Source organism: Natrinema marinum (genome assembly GCF_024296685.1).
Taxonomy (GTDB): domain Archaea; phylum Halobacteriota; class Halobacteria; order Halobacteriales; family Natrialbaceae; genus Natrinema; species Natrinema marinum.
Window position 1 is genome coordinate 499,071 of record NZ_CP100763.1, and the last position, 17,648, is coordinate 516,718.

Annotated in this window: 17 protein-coding genes; 6 read left to right on the top strand and 11 right to left on the bottom strand. The window is 64.6% G+C overall.

Annotated elements, in window-relative coordinates:
- Positions 1-4: 4 nt before the first annotated feature.
- Positions 5-721, bottom strand: a complete 717-nt coding sequence (locus NKH51_RS02550; protein ID WP_254763670.1) for a hypothetical protein — start codon at positions 719-721, stop codon at positions 5-7.
- 158 nt (positions 722-879) lie between these two features.
- A complete protein-coding gene (locus tag NKH51_RS02555; RefSeq protein WP_254763671.1) occupies positions 880-1,149 on the bottom strand; it encodes a MarR family transcriptional regulator in 270 nt (89 codons plus the stop codon).
- Between the two features lie 126 nt (positions 1,150-1,275).
- Here NKH51_RS02555 and pan1 point away from each other — a divergent pair, with 126 nt between their 5' ends.
- Positions 1,276-2,493: a proteasome-activating nucleotidase Pan1 gene (pan1, locus tag NKH51_RS02560; RefSeq protein WP_254763672.1), complete on the top strand. Its 1,218-nt coding sequence runs from the start codon at positions 1,276-1,278 to the stop codon at positions 2,491-2,493.
- Positions 2,494-2,689: 196 nt separating this feature from the next.
- Here pan1 and NKH51_RS02565 read toward each other — a convergent pair whose 3' ends face one another.
- On the bottom strand, positions 2,690-2,827 hold the full coding sequence (locus tag NKH51_RS02565) for a hypothetical protein (protein WP_254763673.1): 138 nt from the start codon (positions 2,825-2,827) through the stop codon (positions 2,690-2,692).
- Positions 2,828-2,919: 92 nt separating this feature from the next.
- Complete coding sequence (locus NKH51_RS02570) at positions 2,920-3,126, bottom strand: hypothetical protein (protein ID WP_425606683.1); 207 nt, start codon at positions 3,124-3,126, stop codon at positions 2,920-2,922.
- A 179-nt stretch (positions 3,127-3,305) separates the two neighbouring features.
- Between NKH51_RS02570 and NKH51_RS02575 the strand changes: the two genes are divergently transcribed.
- Positions 3,306-3,860: a GMP synthase subunit A gene (locus tag NKH51_RS02575; protein ID WP_254763674.1), complete on the top strand. Its 555-nt coding sequence runs from the start codon at positions 3,306-3,308 to the stop codon at positions 3,858-3,860.
- 268 nt (positions 3,861-4,128) lie between these two features.
- The gene (locus NKH51_RS02580) at positions 4,129-5,034 is read left to right on the top strand and encodes an NmrA/HSCARG family protein (protein ID WP_254763675.1); all 906 of its coding nucleotides are present in this window, start codon (positions 4,129-4,131) and stop codon (positions 5,032-5,034) included.
- 38 nt (positions 5,035-5,072) lie between these two features.
- Here the strand turns inward: NKH51_RS02580 and NKH51_RS02585 are convergent, their stop codons facing one another.
- On the bottom strand, positions 5,073-7,931 hold the full coding sequence (locus NKH51_RS02585) for an MMPL family transporter (RefSeq protein ID WP_254763676.1): 2,859 nt from the start codon (positions 7,929-7,931) through the stop codon (positions 5,073-5,075).
- 143 nt (positions 7,932-8,074) lie between these two features.
- On the opposite strand from NKH51_RS02585, the gene NKH51_RS02590 reads away from it, so the two are divergent.
- Positions 8,075-8,719, top strand: a complete 645-nt coding sequence (locus NKH51_RS02590) for a TetR/AcrR family transcriptional regulator (RefSeq protein WP_254763677.1) — start codon at positions 8,075-8,077, stop codon at positions 8,717-8,719.
- Positions 8,720-9,318: 599 nt separating this feature from the next.
- Here NKH51_RS02590 and NKH51_RS02595 read toward each other — a convergent pair.
- Positions 9,319-10,284, bottom strand: coding sequence for an alpha/beta fold hydrolase (locus NKH51_RS02595; protein WP_254763678.1), 966 nt, complete (start codon positions 10,282-10,284; stop codon positions 9,319-9,321).
- A gap of 1 nt (position 10,285) precedes the next feature.
- A complete protein-coding gene (locus NKH51_RS02600) occupies positions 10,286-10,714 on the bottom strand; it encodes a hypothetical protein (protein WP_254763679.1) in 429 nt (142 codons plus the stop codon).
- A gap of 248 nt (positions 10,715-10,962) precedes the next feature.
- On the opposite strand from NKH51_RS02600, the gene NKH51_RS02605 reads away from it, so the two are divergent.
- Both NKH51_RS02605 and NKH51_RS02610 read left to right on the top strand, forming a co-directional pair.
- On the top strand, positions 10,963-11,469 hold the full coding sequence (locus NKH51_RS02605; protein WP_254763680.1) for an LUD domain-containing protein: 507 nt from the start codon (positions 10,963-10,965) through the stop codon (positions 11,467-11,469).
- A gap of 1 nt (position 11,470) precedes the next feature.
- On the top strand, positions 11,471-13,792 hold the full coding sequence (locus tag NKH51_RS02610) for an LUD domain-containing protein (protein WP_254763681.1): 2,322 nt from the start codon (positions 11,471-11,473) through the stop codon (positions 13,790-13,792).
- A 311-nt stretch (positions 13,793-14,103) separates the two neighbouring features.
- On the opposite strand, the gene NKH51_RS02615 is transcribed toward NKH51_RS02610, so the two are convergent.
- From NKH51_RS02615 to NKH51_RS02630, 4 genes are all read right to left on the bottom strand, one after another.
- Positions 14,104-14,601, bottom strand: a complete 498-nt coding sequence (locus NKH51_RS02615; RefSeq protein WP_254763682.1) for a metal-dependent hydrolase — start codon at positions 14,599-14,601, stop codon at positions 14,104-14,106.
- Positions 14,601-15,152, bottom strand: a complete 552-nt coding sequence (locus tag NKH51_RS02620; protein WP_254763683.1) for an OB-like fold-containing membrane protein — start codon at positions 15,150-15,152, stop codon at positions 14,601-14,603. Before NKH51_RS02620 ends, NKH51_RS02615 begins: the two co-directional genes overlap by 1 nt.
- A gap of 244 nt (positions 15,153-15,396) precedes the next feature.
- Complete coding sequence (locus tag NKH51_RS02625) at positions 15,397-15,702, bottom strand: hypothetical protein (protein ID WP_254763684.1); 306 nt, start codon at positions 15,700-15,702, stop codon at positions 15,397-15,399.
- 629 nt (positions 15,703-16,331) lie between these two features.
- On the bottom strand, positions 16,332-17,519 hold the full coding sequence (locus NKH51_RS02630; RefSeq protein WP_254763685.1) for a CaiB/BaiF CoA transferase family protein: 1,188 nt from the start codon (positions 17,517-17,519) through the stop codon (positions 16,332-16,334).
- Positions 17,520-17,648: the final 129 nt, after the last annotated feature.

Genomic DNA, 17,648 nt, shown 5'->3' on the forward strand with positions numbered 1-17,648 from the left:
GCGGTCACGTCGCCGCATCGTCGGGCGTGGAGGGTACGAACCGCGAGGCCACCCAGCCGATCGCGGCGGCGACCGCCGCCGGAACCGCGACGAAGATGCACAGCACGACGAAGAAGCCGCCGCGTTCCTCGAGCCCGCCTTGCATCGTAACGGCGGGACTGAACGCGATGATCGGCACCGAGAGGAGGACGAGGGCGACGGCGTAGGCGCTCTTCGCGACCGCTTCCTGGACGGTTCGGCGGCGGACGAGGTAGCCGGTCGATCCGAGCCACGCGATGAGACCGAACGTCCCCGCCCAGCTCCCCCCGGCGATAATGGAGAGCACGAAGATGCCGACGATCCCGACGATGAGTCCGCCGACGATCCCGACGACGGCGGTGAGCGTGTTGTCGACGAGCCCGCTCGGGTCCAGCAGTTCGTCCGCTTCCGCGTCGACGGATGGGCGAGTATCGACGGAACCCGTGGCGGTGCCACTCGACGTCGCATCAACGCTGCCCGTTGCGGCGGACGGGGTACCCGAAACGGCGTTGCTCGCGTTCGCGGTCACCGGCCCCGCGTTCGAGTCGCCCCACGCTTCGTCGGGGGCCGTGTCGAGGGTTGCCGACCCGGTATCCCCGGGCCCGTCGGGGAGGTCGGTCCAACAGTGCATACAGTACGCCGCCGTCTGCCCGACGGGTTCGCCACACTCCGGACAGTGCGGGTCCGCGGCGGCGTTACGCATCGTCTCTCCCCGCTCGAGCGGAAATCGTGCCAATCGTGGTCATGGATCGATCGTTTCCGGAGCAGAGACACTACGGTGTCTTAACTGTTCTACCGCGAAACCGAATCGGCAAAGCGACGAGAGGAGAAGCGTCGAGGGCTCCGAGCGATATCGATCGCTCAGGACTCGATCTCGAGGCTGTAGAGGCGCTTTCGCGCGTCGGAGAACGAGAAGCGAGAGTCGATGACGTTCTGCTCGTCGAGGCGGTTCAGTGCGTACCGGACCGTTCGGGAGGGCAGCAGCGTCTCGTCGGCGATCTGTTGTTGGGTCATCGTGTCGTTGTACTCGAGGACCTTCGCGACGAGTTTCGCACTGGGCGGCAACTCGCGCACGTCGTCCCACGTTCCCCGCTCGCTGGTCTCCTGTCGAAGCGGCTCTGAAGCGCTCATCCTACCCTCCCATTCCGAATACGAGGTGATAATATTTTCCATTCTAATTAATGCACTGCAGTAATTCCGTGCGATTGAGTGCACCTACCCGAAGCCTCTTAAGAACCAACACCCAAAGGTCGGGTGATGAGCGACACTGTGGACGACGTCGACCTCCCATACGACGAGGACGAGGCGTCCCAACAGGAGAAAATCCAGTCGCTCGAGGAACGGCTGGAGATACTCGAGGCGCAAAACGAGGAGATGCGGGACAAGCTCCTCGACGCCAACGCCGAGAACAACAAGTACCAGCAGAAACTCGAGCGACTCACGCACGAGAACAAGAAACTCAAGCAGTCCCCGCTGTTCGTCGCCACAGTCCAGGAGATCACGGACGAGGGCGTCATCATCAAACAGCACGGGAACAACCAGGAGGCCCTGACCGAGGTCACAGACGAGATGCGCGACGATCTCGAGCCCGACGCGCGGGTCGCGGTCAACAACTCGCTGTCTATCGTCAAGCCCCTCTCGAACGAGACCGACGTGCGCGCTCGCGTGATGGAAGTTACCGAGAGCCCCGAGGTGAGCTACGAGGACATCGGTGGCCTCGAAGAGCAGATGCAGGAGGTCCGCGAGACCGTCGAGATGCCCCTCGAGAAGCCCGAGATGTTCGACGACGTGGGTATCGACCCGCCGAGCGGCGTCCTGCTCTATGGGCCGCCGGGGACGGGCAAGACGATGCTCGCCAAGGCCGTGGCCAACCAGACCGACGCCACCTTCATCAAGATGGCCGGCTCGGAACTGGTCCACAAATTCATCGGCGAGGGGGCGAAGCTCGTCCGCGACCTGTTCAAGGTCGCCCGCGAGCACGAGCCCGCCGTCATCTTCATCGACGAGATCGACGCCATCGCCGCCAAGCGAACGGAGTCGAAGACCTCCGGCGACGCCGAGGTCCAGCGGACGATGATGCAACTGCTCTCCGAGATGGACGGCTTCGAGGAGCGCGGCGAGATCCGCATCATCGCCGCCACGAATCGCTTCGACATGCTTGACCGCGCCATCCTCCGTCCCGGCCGCTTCGACCGCCTCATCGAGGTTCCCAAGCCCAATCAGGAGGGCCGCGAGATCATCTTCGAGATCCACACCCGTGGCATGAACGTCGCCGACGATGTCGACTTCGCCGAACTGGCCACCGAGGCCGAGGAGGCGTCCGGCGCCGACATCAAAGCGGTCTGCACCGAAGCCGGGATGTTCGCCATCCGTGACGACCGCACCGAGATCCGGATGGAGGACTTCCGCAGCGCCTGGGACAAGGTCCAGGCCGAATCCGACGAGACCGAAGAGGTCTCGAAGACCTTCGCCTGAGAACGCTCGAGGTCGACGCCGTTCGCGGTTCGTTTTCCCTCTCTCTCTTCGTCAGTACCGCTTCGAATTCGCCAGTCAGTGCTGTGCTCGAGCCCGACGGGCTCGTTCGCTGTGGTAAAAAGGATAGCGTCTATCAACGAGAGCGAGCGACCTCGAGACGTATCTCACCGTTTGCCGACGCGGTTTCGAGGCCCCGTTACAGGGCCGCGAAGACGAGCCACGGGACGATAAACAGCGCTACCGTCAGCACGACGAGGATTAGTCCGTAGCCGATGCCCGTTCCCGCAGCGGCGAGCCACGCTGGATGCTCGTATTCGCCGAGATCAACTGCCATGTGCGTCTCATCCGGCGACGAGCGCATAAACGTACCGGAACCCCGATTCGGTCGCTCGGCCGCGACCCGACCGGATCGCCTCGAGCCATGGACTACCGATAGACGTTCTCGTACCGCTCGCGGTACTCACACAGGGCAATTCGAACTCTGCGTTGCGAGGTGAATCCGAAGCCGACCGCCCCACACTCGTCGGCGTCACACTCCCACCGGAACGTGTCGGGATCGCGGTCTTTGGTCACCGAGGCGGCCGTCTCGCACAGGGGGCAGATCCAGCCCCACCGCGTATCGCCCGCGTCCACGTTCGGCCGATCGATTGGTTTCCGACGGTAATAGGGTGTGCACCGAAAAGGGCGCTCCTCGAGTCGGTCGCCGTTTATCAGTCACATCGAGATCGGGCGCCGATTCCGACCGCCGTTGCCGTTCACACCGAGAGCGTTTTTCGGACCGCTTTTACCGGGTGGCCCGCTACGAACACCCAATGACGAAGATCGTCGTGGTGGACAACCACGGACAGTTCACCCACCTCGAGCGCCGGGCACTTCGCGACCTCGGTGTCGAGACGGAACTGATCGACAACGACACGCCACCCGAGGAGGTCGACGCCGACGGCGTCGTCCTCTCGGGCGGTCCGGACATGGACCGCATCGGCCGTTCCGCCGACTACCTCGAGGCCGGCGTCCCGGTGCTGGGCATCTGTCTGGGAATGCAACTGATCGCCGAGGAACTCGGCGGCCGCGTCGGCAGCGGCGAGTACGGCGGCTACGCCGACGTGACCGTCGACATCGTCGACGCCGAGGACCCGCTGACCGGCTCGCTGCACCCTGAGACACGGGTCTGGGCGAGCCACGCCGACGAGGTCACGGAACTGCCCGACGGGTTCGAACTGACCGCAAAAAGCGATGTCTGCGACGTGGAGGCGATGAGCGACACCGATCGCGACCTCTACGGCGTCCAGTGGCACCCGGAAGTCGCCCACACCGAAGAAGGCGACGAGATCTTCGAGAACTTCCTGACGATCTGCGAGTCGGCGTAATCGAGTCCCGTGGTCGGTTTCCGCTGACAGACCGTCGAGACGAGCGGTAGAGCCGTTCGCAAGCCGTCCGCGTATAGAAATCCGGTCACGAGATGCTTTGTCGGCGACCCGGTGACATCGACGTTAGGTGGTATCGTTCGTGTCTAAAAGAGTATATATCGGTTCGAAACCGAACTACGTAACGTGATGCAACCAGTCGCAGGCGGCGGTTCGTTCGCGGTCGTATCGATAGAAACCGACGAAAGGGGAACGGAGGAGGTGAACTGACATGGTCGAGAGCGTTCTCGTCACCGGCGCGACCGGCAATCAGGGCGGTGCGGTGGTCGACCATCTGCTGGCGTCCGACACCGACTTCGATGTCTACGGACTGACTCGCGACGCCTCGAGCGACCGCGCCCAGGAACTGACAGAGCGGGGCGTGACGATGGTCGAAGGTAATCTGAACGACAAAGAGTCGCTGGCCCCGCACGTCGCCGAGGTCGACGCCGTCTTCGCGGTCACGAACTTCTGGACGGAAGGGTACGACACACAGGTCCAGCAGGGGGAGACCCTCGCCGAGGTCGCCGCCGAGGAAGGGGTCGACCAGTTCGTCTTCAGCGGCGTCGGCAGCCACGAGCGAGACACCGGCGTCCCCCACTTCGACTCCGCCTGGGAGATCGATCAGTACGCTCAGGAACTCGACCTCCCGCTGACCGTTCTCCAGCCCGTGTTCTTCTTCCAGAACCTCGAGGCCTTCGCCGAGGACATCGTCGAGGATGGGCAGCTCGCGCTCCCGCTCGAGGAAGGCGTCTCCCTCCAGATGATCGACGTGGACGACGTCGGTCAGGCTGCAGCGGTCGCGCTCGCAAACCCCGACGAGTTCGTCGGCGAGCGGATCGAACTCGCGGGCGACGAACTAACCCTTGCCGAGACCGCCGACGTGCTCTCTGCGGTCACCGGCCGAGATGTCGAGCCGGTCCACGTCCCGATCGAGGACGCCTACGAGAGCTTCGGCGAGGAGTTCACCGTCATGTGCGAGTGGTTCAACGAGGTCGGCTACGACGCCGACATCGACGCGCTCGAGGAGCAGTTCGGCTTCGAGTTCACCGACCTCGAGACGTACCTCCGCGAGCACGGCTGGGAGAACAAGGACGGCATGGCGGCGACGCCGGGCTGGGTTAAAGCGATGCAATAGTCGTCACGAGCCAACTCGAGCGATCGCTCGCCGATCGCTCAGTCCTCCTTGCGGGCTGACCGGACGGGCCGTGAAGGATGGCCGGTTGCGGAATCACTCCCTGTTGGTCCAGCGAACCGATTCCAGTAGACGAGGAGGCTCGGCAAGACAACCATGCTCGCGATGAACGCGTAGACGATCGAAATCGCCGCGATGATACCGAAATACTGTAGCGACGGGAGGAAAGCGACGGCGAGGATTCCGAACCCGCCGGCCGTTGTCGCCGCGCTTCCGAGCAACGCGCCGCCGGTCCCGGTAACCGTCCGTCGTAGCGCGTTCCCGTCGGCTCCAAGCCGCTCGAGTTCGTGGTGGTATCGCTCGCTGACGTGGACGCTGTAGTCGATTCCGAGCCCGATCGTGAGGCTGGCGATCATGCCTGTGATATAGTTGAACGGGATCTCGAGCAGCCACATGGTTCCGAGCACCCACCACAGCGTCAGGACAACCGGAACCACCGTCACGATCCCGAGCGTCGCCGACCCCGCCGTCCGGCGGTAGACGAGCACCAAGAGCAAGCCAACGACGACCAGTGTGACGAGCAGACTCGTGACGATCGTGTCTACGATTGCCGCTTCCGTCTGGTGACTCAGGATCGTCGACTGTCCCGTCGCCGTGGCAGTGAGGCCGTCGCCGTCGGCACGGGTCGCGGCGTCTCGCATCTCTCCCGTGATTTCCTCGTTGGAGGCATCAGGAGCGGCCGTGAGGACCACTCGAAGGGCCTCGTACTCGCCGTCGTCCGTCCGGTGGACGACCGTCTCGGCGGTCGCGGGATCTGTGGCGTAGAACCCGTCGTAGACGGCTTCGAGATCCGAGTCGGGGACGCCGTCTCCGTCGGTATCCGCTCCGTGGAACGTCGCATTGAACGAGTCGTTCGTCACCGCGACCGACTCCATGGCGGTGATTGGGCTCCGAACGGCGGCGGCCCCGTTTGGCAACTCGGCGACGATGCCGTCGTCGACCGCCGCTCGCTGTGCCTCGTCGACACGTCGTAACGTGTCCGGGTCGGTTATCTCGCCTTCAACGAGTATCTGTGCGCGCGTATCCTGCCGGACGAACGACTCCTCGAGCGTGTCGACCGTCCCGGCCGCGGTGTACTCGCTAGGGGCAATCGAGTTGGGGAGTTCGTCGGCCCAGTCGGGTTCCTCCGGAAGGAACGCGGCGGTTTCGAACGTCGTCTCGACCTGTGTCGCGCCGTAGGCTCCGCCCGCGCTGACGACGAGGGCGACGGCGAGGAGCGCCAGCGGTGCCCGGCGGGCGATCCGCTCCCCGACAGCGAGGACTGGCTCGAGTCGACCGCCGGTCCCGAGGGCGGCGCGACGTCTGTCGATTCCGCGGGCCTCGAGAACGTCGTCGATCCAGACTTTGGCGACCGGGACGAACAGTCCGAAGATCGCCAGTGCGGCGACGATCCCCACGGCACAGATGAGGCCGAACCGCCGGATCGGTCCGATCGGGCTCACGAGGTTCGAGAGGAAGCCGATCGCCGTCGTCAGCGTCACGGTGACGAGCGCGACGCCGACGCCCGCGAGTGCGGCGCTCATTCCGGTCTCGGTGTCACGACTCCGGTCGGCCCGTTCCTCGCGGTACCGCATGAGGAGGTGGATCGAGTAATCGATCGACAGCGCGATCAGGAGTACGGGGACAGCGACGAACACGAGGCTGAAATCGAAGCCGAGCCACCCCATCGCACCGAACGTCCACACGAGCACGAGGCCGACGCCGGCGACTCCCAGCGCGACATCGACTGGATCGCGGTATGCGATCGAGAGGACGGCGAGCACGAACGCGAACGCTAAGGGGCCGAGGAGACCGAGACTGTCGGGAGCGGCCGAACTGATCTCGTCGGCCGTGATTCCGTAACCGAAGACCGACGAGGAATCCGCGAGTTCCGACTCGGCCACCTGACCGATCGCTCGCTGTCCCTCGATGATCGAGTCGGGAGCGCTGTCCGCGGCGACGTATTCGCCCTCGGTGTCTTGGATCACGACGACGATGGTTCCCGATGCCGTCTGTGCCCCGGGCTCGTACGCCGTCGGCATGAGCGCGAACAGTTCGTCGCGACCCGTTTCGTCGTCGAGCACTCGCTCGATCGTCGCCTCGAGTTCGTCGTCGTCCATCGATTTCACCTGCTCGATCTGGGCGGCAAGCGACGGCTCGAGACCGTCGGTCAACGCGGCTCGGTCGGCCGCGAGCGCGTCGTACTCGGCGACGAGCACGCCACGAGTACCCAGTCGAACGGCCTCCGTTCGTTCGGCCTCCGTCTCGGCCTGCCGCAGTCGTTGGGCCGCCGTCTCGAACGTGGCGGCGTGGTCCTCTGTCAGTTCGACTGACGAGTTCGCACGGACGGCCTCGAGCGCTTCCTCGACGGATGCGTCGGGATCGTTCTCGAGGCGCTGGAGGGCGCGTTCGAGGTCGGCTTCGGTCGCGTTCAACGCGGTCGCCCGTGACTCGAGGGCTGCGGTGCGCTCGTCCCGGATCGCCGCGGTCGCGATCGCGCTCGGGACGCTGACGACCGGGTCCTCGTCGACCAGCGTGGCCGCGACGTGGTCGTCCTCGTGGAGCGCTCGCTGGAACTCGAGGACGGAGAGCAGGGACTCGCGGTCGAGGACAGTCCCGTCTTCTCCCTCTGTTTCGACGACGACCTGTGCAGTCGTCGTGTCGTCGCCGTGAGCGGCGAAGTTCGCGTCGATGTACTCGAGTTTGTCGCGTTCGACGGACTCAGTCTGAAACTCGCTCATGGTAGTTTCTTCGTCGATCGCGGTCGCACCGACCACGAACCCGGCCGTGAGAACCAGCACGACCGCGAAAACGACTTGCCGATTCTCGGTGATTCCAGCGGCGAGTTCAGTCGTTCGCATCGCACCACGCTCCCGACCGAACGTTCGGTATCATAACTAACCGAACGTTCGGTAGGTATGAAAAAGATTACGCTCGATAGTGGACTGATCTGTGTATCGAGGCCGCGACCTTCTTGTACAGGTCGACCGAACAGTCGGTCGGTATGGATGACGGCAGGCCGTTGTTCGACGAATCGGCCGGCGGAAAAGAAGCGATCTTCGGGGCGACCTACCGGACTCTCGAAGAGTACGGATACGCGGCGCTGTCGATCAGCCGCGTGGCCGACGAGGCGTCGGTCAGCAAGTCGACTATCTATCACCACTTCGAGAGTAAGGACGAACTCTTACTCGAGTTCGCTCAGTCGTTGCTGGTCGCATACACTGACGAACTCGTGCTCGAACCAGCGGGGACGGCCCTCGAGAGCGTCCAGCGGCTGCTCGATCTGGTCGTACTGGGCGAGACGGCCGACGGCCAGCGTCTCGAGGAATACGCGTCCGAATCGGTCCACCGGGTCGTTCTCGAGCTACGGACCCAAGCGGTCCACGACCCCACCTATCGCAATCGCTTCGAGGCGTTCGACGGGACGGCGCGGAAGCGACTCGCAGCCCTGATCGAGGCCGGCGTCGAGGAGGGGACGTTCCGGGATGTCGATCCCGACGCTGTCGCCGGGATCATCTATCTCTGTCTCGAAGGCGCGCTGCTCTTTCGAAGCACTACCGACGACGACCAGTGGCTCGTCGGCGCTCGCGAGCAACTCGACCGCTACCTCGACGGGATCGTCAGCGACGACGTGACGGTCGGTGAGTGATCCGGCGAAGGTGCTCGCAGTCTCGGGTCCGACCGCCGCCGAACCGCCCATCACTCTCTTGCCTGTCCGTTTAGACGTGAGGGACGATGACAGTCGCCGCTGTCGGGCGCTTCGCGACCTCGGCGTCGAGACGGAACTGATCGACAACGACACACCTGCCGAGGACGCCGTCGGCGTCGCCCTCTCGAGCGGGCCGGAAATGGACCACATCGGCCGTTCCCCGAGCATCTCACCGCCAATATGCCGGTGTGAGCGTCACAAAAATTCGCGTGAATTGCCAGTGGAAGGGGTAGTTACGTCTGCCATACGAGCGAGAGCGTCGTATCCGATTCGATCCAGGCCGCGTCGTTTGTCGGATCGAGGATCCGAACGGTGCCATCGTCCGTCTCTTGTGTGACATATCGGTTCGGTCCGGACGTGGTATCTTCCATGAGAGTCGTTGACAGACAACTATCGACTGCTACTATAACTCTTCTGTCTCGTGTAGTATTGACCCGAATCAACTGTCTCGAGGACGAACCGCCCGTCTCGTACAATTGAAAATCGGATGGCTCGAGTCCGGTCGCCACTCCGGCGACGGAGTCGAGTACCGTCAGTGATTATTTCGCCTGTTTTTCGCGCGCCGGTCCACGCTGATGGAGTTCGATTCCGACATCGTCAGGCTTGAGGACACTCGGGAGGTCCTCGTCTCGGTCGCCGGTGATGTCGGCGAGAATTTCCCGGATGTAGGCGTTGAACAGTTCGGGATGTTCGCTCATCGGGAAGTGGCCTATCTCGGCGAGTTCGATTGCAGTCGCCCCCTCACCGATACCCTCGGCGGCCTGGCGACCGTCTTCGGGAGTGGTCAGGTAGTCGTATTCACCGTTGGCGATGTAAAGGGGACACTCGTCGGCGTTGACCTGATCGAGTTTGTCGCGGTAGTCGTGATCGACGGAGTAGTAGTAGAGGTCTCCTTTGAACACGCCCGTTGCCCCCTGTTCGTAGAGGTACATCGTCTCGCGACGGGTCGGTTCGGGACTCTGCGGTGCCATCAGTCCCCAGCACGCATACGCGTTGACCTCCGTCGTGTTTACTTCGGGATGGTCGAGCCAGTCGATGTAAAAGCCGGGACTGTACGCACCGCACTCGAGGCCGATCAACGCCCGAAACCGCTCGGGGTACCAATCGGCCAACTCGAGAGCGATGTTACCGCCCATGCTCGAACCCATGTAGATCGGGTCCTCGAGTTCGAGGGCATCCGCGAGGTTGACGAGTGTCTCGGTGAACCGCTCGGCGGTCATCGTGTAGTCGTCGGTCCACCACTTCTGGGAGGTTGGGGGCACCGACTTTCCGTGGTATGGCAGGTCGTGGGCGATGACGCGGAACTCGTCGGTGATCGCCTCGTCGGTCAGGAGGTGTCGCCATTCCTGACAGTTGTTGCCGGCCGTGTGTTGGCAAAGCAGCGGAATGCCGTCTTCGGGACCGTTTTCCTCGACGTAGATCCGGTGGTCGACGCCCTCGACTTCCGTGTGCACGTACGATCCACTGATCGGTTCGACATCACCTGGCTGATAGTTTGTCGCCATGTTAGCTCCCTCCGTCGTTGTGGGCGACCCGCATCAGATCGAGCGTTCGCTGGAACGCCCGGAGATTCTGGAAGATCTTCTTGTTGTTCCCGGTCAACTGCAGGTGGCCGTCCTCGTTGCGAACCGCGCTCCGATAGTGTGACGCGATGATCTCGTGGTTGAACGCCGGTGGCGTCTCCTGGACGAACTCTTCCCAAGCCTCGCGGTCACCCTCGACGCCGAACGACCACTGCTGGTTCATCGTGGGGTTCGGGACGAGCTGTGTGATTTCCCCGCCGTCGACCTCGAGGAGGACCCGCTCGTCCCCGATTTCGACGTAAAAGTTCTCCGAGAACTTGTCGTGCCCTCTGACTTTCATCTCTGGGTCGTTGTTTACCGTCTCTTTGTACGACTCCCACCACTCGTGGGTGCCGAGTTCTGTGTCGTTCATAGGACCACACCGCACGTTCGCCGAACGACTGAAAGTAGCTCACACAATGCTATCTTATACCTTGTCGATAAACCCAACAGAGGGATGGCAGAAACAAGTCGGGAATACGTTCTCGAGTGCTCTCCAGACACTCACTATCGAGACTGCTTTGGCCGTCGACGGTGGTCACTAGTCGACGTGACGGTTGGCTGACCTTTACCCTGAATCGACCGTCAGTGTCTTGGCCGTCCGCCCAAATATGTGTGACGATGACAGCCGACACTGTCGGGCGGTTCGAACGCGCGCTCGAGGGGCTCGAGGTGGGGCTCGAGCGCGTGTCGGCCGCCGACGCACGCGAGCGGATCGAGACGATCGCACAGGAGCCCGCCGTCGGCGCGCCGCTACCGTTCGAGGGCGTCTCGCTGCCCGAATCGGTGACGACCGAGCCGACGAGCGCCGAACTCGAGGCGGCCCGAACGGGAGTCACGCCGGTCGGCTTCGCCATCGCGGAGTACGGCACGGTCGCCGTCGAGTCGACGGCCACCGGCGCGGAGCCGATTAGCCTCTATCCCGAGCGCCACGTCGCCGTCGTCGCCGAGAGCGACGTGGTCCCGAACATCAGCGCCGGTTTCGACCGCCTCGCGGAGGGCTTCGCCGACGGGCGAGACAGCGTCGTCTTCGCGACCGGCCGGAGCGCCACCGCCGACATGGGCGATCTCGTCCATGGCGTCCACGGTCCCGGTGACGTTCACGTAATCGTTCTGGAGGACCGATAAGATGGCCCAGCGCACGCGATCGCAGCAGGCCGATCGGATCCGCCACCTGCTCGAGACCGAAGGCGAGGCGATCCACACGCACGCGAGCGCCTCGAACGCCCGCCGCTACGAGACCTACGGCGCGACGGACGATATCGAGGCGCTGCGAGCCGAGGCCCGCTCGATCAAGGAAGACGCCATCGATCGCCTCCCGGACCTGATCGACACGGTAAAGAACGCTGTCGAGGCAAACGGCGGCACCGTCTACGTGGCCGACGACGCCGCGGACGCGAACGCCTACGTCTCCGAGGTCGTCCGGACGGAGACCGAGGAGAACGGGATCGCCGGGGACGGCGACACCCCGTCGGTCGTCAAGTCGAAGTCGATGACGACCGAGGAGATCGACCTCAACGACGCGCTCGAGGCCGACGGGATCGACGTTACCGAGACGGACCTCGGCGAGTGGGTCTTGCAAGTCGCGGACGATACGCCCTCGCACATCGTCGGCCCGGCGATGCACCTCTCGCGGCCGGAGATCGCCGAACTGTTCAACGAGCGGTTCGACCCCGACGAACCGTTCGAGACCGCCGAGGAACTGACCCGGTTCGCCAGAGACCACCTCGGCGAGCGCATCCGCGCGGCCGACGTGGGGATCACCGGCGCGAACTTCGTCGTCGCCGACAGCGGGACGATCACGCTGGTGACGAACGAGGGCAACGCCCGGAAGTGCGCGGTCACGCCCGATACCCACGTCGCGATCGCCGGCGTCGAGAAACTGATCCCGACGCTGTCGGACCTCGAGCCGTTCGTCGACATCATCGCCAAGAGCGCGACGGGCCAGCCGATCTCCCAGTACGTGACGATGCTGTCGCCGCCGACGGACTCGCCGACGCTCGACTTCGACGATCCGGACGAGCCGATCACGGGCGACTGGGAGTCCGCGGAGGCGGCGTCGGCGGACGGGAACGCAACGGGGGACCGCGACTTCCACCTCGTCCTGCTGGACAACGGCCGCACGGACATGCGCGAGGACGACCAGCTCCGGGAGACGCTGTACTGCATCCGCTGTGGTGCCTGTTCGAACTCCTGTGCGAACTTCCAGTCGGTCGGCGGCCACGGCTTCGGCGGCGAGACCTACTCGGGCGGGATCGCCACCGGCTGGGAAGCCGGCGTCCACGGCCAGGAGTCGGCCGCCGAGTTCAACGACTTCTGTACCGGCTGTACACGCTGCGTCGACGCCTGTCCGGTCAAGATCGATATCCCGTGGATCAACACCGTCGTCCGGGACCGCGTCAACCGCAGCGGCGACCCCGAGTCCTACGACTTCCTCGTCGACGGGCTCACGCCCGACGTGGAGGAGGGCGGCCTCGACCCCGGCAAGCGTTTCTTCGGCAACATCGGCACCGTCGCGAAGGCTGCCAGCGCGACCGCCCCCGTCTCGAACTGGCTGGCCGACGCCGGCCCCGTCCGCGGGCTGCTCGAGCGCACCCTCGGGATCGACCGTCGGCGCGACCTCCCCGCGTTTCAGCGGGAGTCGCTCGTCGACTGGTTCGAGGGGCGGGGCGGCCCGGAGGCCTCGAGCCGGCGAGCGGAACGCGCCGCGGCTCGCGAGAACGGGGCCGACCTCGACCGCGAGGTCGTCCTCTACCCGGACGTGTACACCAACTACGTCGACACCGACCGCGGGAAAGCGGCCGTCCGAACGCTCGAGGCGCTCGGCGTTCCCGTCCGCGTCCCCGACCTGCCCGAGAGCGGGCGCGCGGCGCTCTCTCAGGGGATGATCGCGACCGCGGACCGGCAAGCCAGCAAGCTCTACGCCGCGCTGGCCGAAGACATCGACGCCGGCCGCGACGTGGTCGTCGTCGAGCCCTCCGATCTGGCGGCGATCCACCGCGAGTACGAGCGGCTGCTGCCCGAGCGGTCCGTCGAGCAGCTCCGGACGAACAGCTACGAGATCTGCGAGTACGTCTACGGGCTGCTCGAGAACGGAGCCGACCCGTCGGCCCTGTCGACCGGCGACGGCGCGGAACCGGTCGCCTACCACTCCCACTGCCAGCAGCGCACGCTCGATCTCGAAGCGCCCACCGTGGCCGTCCTCGAGCGCTGTGGCTACGCGCCCGAGACTTCCGACGCCGAGTGCTGTGGCATGGCCGGCTCCTTTGGCTACAAGCGCGAGTTCTACGACCTCAGCATGGACGTCGGCGAGCGGCTGGCGGGACAGGTTGAAGGTGCCGAAACCGTGGTCGCCTCGGGGACCTCCTGTGGCGACCAACTCGAGACGCTGCTCGAGCGGGACGTGCCCCATCCGATCGAGTTGCTCGCACCCGGCGAGTATCGGACGTAACGGGCCGCCCCTCGAGCGGCCCGCAGCGCGTCTCGTTCTCTCCGTGAAGCCACTGCTGACCGGCTGTTTCCAACGGCCACGAAGAACCGCAAAGATGTCCGGCGGGCCGGGACAGAGACCGTCACCGGACGGGGGTTGGACAAGAGTAGGGTGGGTGCTATGGTCGTTGTCGCGGTGGGGAACGCGACAGTGGATAGATGAGACGTGATGTATATCAACATCATCACGATTCCAAGTATGTTAGAATCGGCGTCTGTCGGGCCTCTCAGACCCGTTAGAGCGAGAACCGGTCGTAGTCGACGACTCGAGGGCTATTGCTTCGCCGTCGCGCCGTATCGACGCGCGGCCCACAGCGCGGCGGCGAGCGCACCCGAGACGATCGCGGGCCAGCGGTCGGTGCTGAGATACAGGTCCAGAGACGGCAGTCGATACGAACTGATCGGGTAGAACACGGCGTAGGACTCGCCGGCCGCCGTGAGCAACGCGATGTCGAGGGCGTGGTGTGACGCTGCGCCGACGGCGATCAGCGCGACCGCCTGCCGTCGATACTCGGGTGCGACCAGCAGCGCTCCAAGAGAGACGACCAGCACGGTCCCGCCGAGCGTGTGCAGCGGTGCCCACGAGAAAGGGAGCCCGACGATCGCCTCGACGAACCTGGCCGGGAACAAGAGCCGGACCTTGACGAGGTCCGGCGAGAGCGCTCCAGCCATCACGAGGGAGACCTGTTCCGGTCCGAGCCGCCCGTAGCGAAACGAAAGCACGGTCCCGATGCTGTAGCCGATCAGGACGTGCGTGAGGAGATCGGGCATCACGGATCACCGTCGTTCACGTTCCGCCGTCGGTCGCCGTCCGGTCGCGTCGCAGTTCTGGGCACGAGAGCGAGCCGATCGCGGTCGATGCGCCAGCCGCGGACGAGGCGGCCGAGGACCCAGCAGCCACCGACGAGCGAGACGGCGAGCATGTAGAACGTATCCCGCAACTCGTCGGTGAGGACCCGGTCCGCCTCGAGCGTGGACGCGTCCGTCAGCGTCCCGAAGACGGTCACGTCGTCGCCTCGCTCGAGCGGCGCGGCCGACTGGAGTCGACTGTCGGCCGCGTCCACGACGGTGAACCTGCCGTAGCCGCTCGCTCGCGTCGCGATCACGACCGGGTCAGTCTCGACGACGAAGCCACCGATGACGACGCGGTCGCCGACGTACGCATCGGGGTTCGATGTCACCTCGAGCCCGTCGGGATAGGCGGTCTCCAGCGGCTCTGCGGTGGCCGCGCCCGTCCAACAGAGGAGCAAAAACAGGGCGGCGAGGAGGGCGGTCCCTGCGACGAGCCGACCGCGCTGACCGAACGGTTCACGTGCGGACATCTATCACCGACCACTGTGCCGCGGCGTATAGGCGTTCGTGACTTCCGTCACAACCACCGTCCGCTTCCGATCGCCGAGACCGGGAGGCTACCACCGTGGGAACGGCTGTGCCGACTACTCAGACGGAGCCCGATTTTCACACGACAGTACTCCTCCTCCGGACTCGAGTCCGTCAGTGGACGGAACGTCCGGGTTCGTCGACCGTGATTCGAGCGGATGCGGTATCGAGACGATCGGCGAGTCACTATCGGCGATGGTGGGTTCGGTCGCCCCTCGAGACCCGAATGTCGAGTTTCTTCGTTCCGCGAATCCAGTCGATGTAGTCCGCCAACCGCTCTGCCGACCGAAGCGCGTCGATCGTTTCGTACGTGTCTCGGAGTTCCTCGTTCGTGAACACCGCGTGAATCTGTTTGTGGCAGGGCCGACAGAGCATCACCGTCGGACTCGTCGCTCGCTCCTCGGGCCGCAAGTGGTGTTCCTGGACGACCTGGGGGTCGTCGATGGTCTCGTCCGGAACGATGCGCCGACAGAGCGCACACGTCGTCGGCATCGCCGGACGTACGGGCCGTACACCCAAAACGACTCGGATCTGGTGTCTCAGAACCGCAGTGTGTGCATCTGATCCCGCGACCGTCGTTCGAACCGTCCGCTCCTGATCGCATCGCAGGTGCCACCGTGGGGAGCAAGGGGATGCATTCCGTCAGACCGTTCTCGAGTCGAGTGCTGCATCACCGGGTTGCGTGAGGCGAACGTTTCCCCACCGAGCGGGGGTTCGTCTCGCGGGGGAAACGGCTGATCGCGGAGCGGGGGCGAAAACGAAGGTCCGCCGACCGGGTGATTATCCGTTTCGTCGGTTGCTGCTCGCCAGTCCAATTTCGAGTAGTAAAATACGTGTGCATGTGTGTAAGAACTACCAGTATCTATATTATGTCTGGGCATGTCATACCATGGCAGTGGGGAGGAGATCCATTGTGTGTCACTACAATTCTCACTCCCCACCGAACTGAAAGCGACCAGTTGACCGGTTCTTCGGTCGTTGGACGGGAATCGAACTGGGCTAGCCGGAACTGGTGAGGCGTTCGAACGGAGTGGTTTTTCGTTCGGAATTCGGCCCGTCAGCACCGTTTCAGTCGAGCGCGGGCCGCCAGCGGCGCTTGAGGGACGTATCGCACTAGCGGGCTACGGACTCGAGAAGACCGCGCCGGCCTCGTGGAGCGCCTCGATCTCTCGTTGGGAGTACGACAGCGCTGCCAGCACGTCGTCGGTGTGTTCGCCTTTCGTCGGCGGCGGCGAAGAGAACTCCCCGTCGTGGATGGCCGAACTGAAGCGAAACGGGAGCGCCGCCGTCACGACCGCTTCGTCGGCCTCCGGATTGTAGGAGTCGACCAGCGACGACCGCGCCGCGACGTGGTCGTCGTCTTCGACGAGGTCGGCGACGGTCTGGACCGCGCCCGCGGGAATCCCCGCCTCGAGCAGTTCCTCTTCGAGGTCGGCCGACCTATACGCCTCGAACACCGAGATCAGTTCCTCGCGGAGCGCCTCGCGGTGCTCGAGGCGGTCGTCGATCGTCCGAAACCGGTCGTCCTCGAGCAGATCGGGGCGCTCGAGGACGGTACAGAGGCGCTCGTACATCGCTTCCGAGATCGCCGCGACGTAGATGTGGCCGTCGCCTGTCGGGAAGACGCCGTTGGGCGCGCTGCCGATCCCGTTGCCGCCGGCCCGCTCGGGGAGGTCGCCCGTCTGATCGTAGTTCGTGATCCAGTAGGACATCCACGAGACCGCCACGTCGAACAGCGAGATGTCGATGTGCGTGCCGTCGCCGCCCCGGTCGCGCTGGCGGACGGCGGCCAGGATCGCAACGGCGGCGTTGGCGCCCGTTCCACAGTCGATGAGGCTGGCGCGGATGCGGATCGGCGGCCGGTCGCGATACCCCGTAATCGCCATCAGGCCCGACACCGCCTGGATGCAGGGATCGTAGCCGGGGTACGACTGGTACGGTCCGGTCCGGCCGAATCCCGACAGCGAGCAGTAGATCACGTCCTCGTTGCGCTCAGTCACCGACTCGTAGTCGAGATCGAACGTCTCGAGGACGCCGGGGCGGAAGCTCTCGACGACCACGTCAGCTTCTCTCACCATATCAGTGACAACCTCGCGGCCCTCGTCGGTCTTGAGATCGACGCAGAGGCTCTGCTTGCCGTGGTTGAACGGCGTGAACATGTTGCCATCCATGAGACGACGGAAGGCGTCGCCGTCGGGTGGTTCGATCTTCAGGACGGTCGCGCCCATCTCGGCGAGTAGCTGGGTACAGACAGGGCCGGCGATCGACTGTGTCAGATCGACGACGGTGAGGTCGTCAAGCGGCTTCATACCGCCCTCGATGTCAGCATCCGAGAAATGCCTTGGGGAATGATACCATTCGTGATTCCGGTGGCGGGTATATCGGACTCGAGTCCGACCGTCTCGGGTCCGAGATTCAACGGATACGTCGCCGATCGG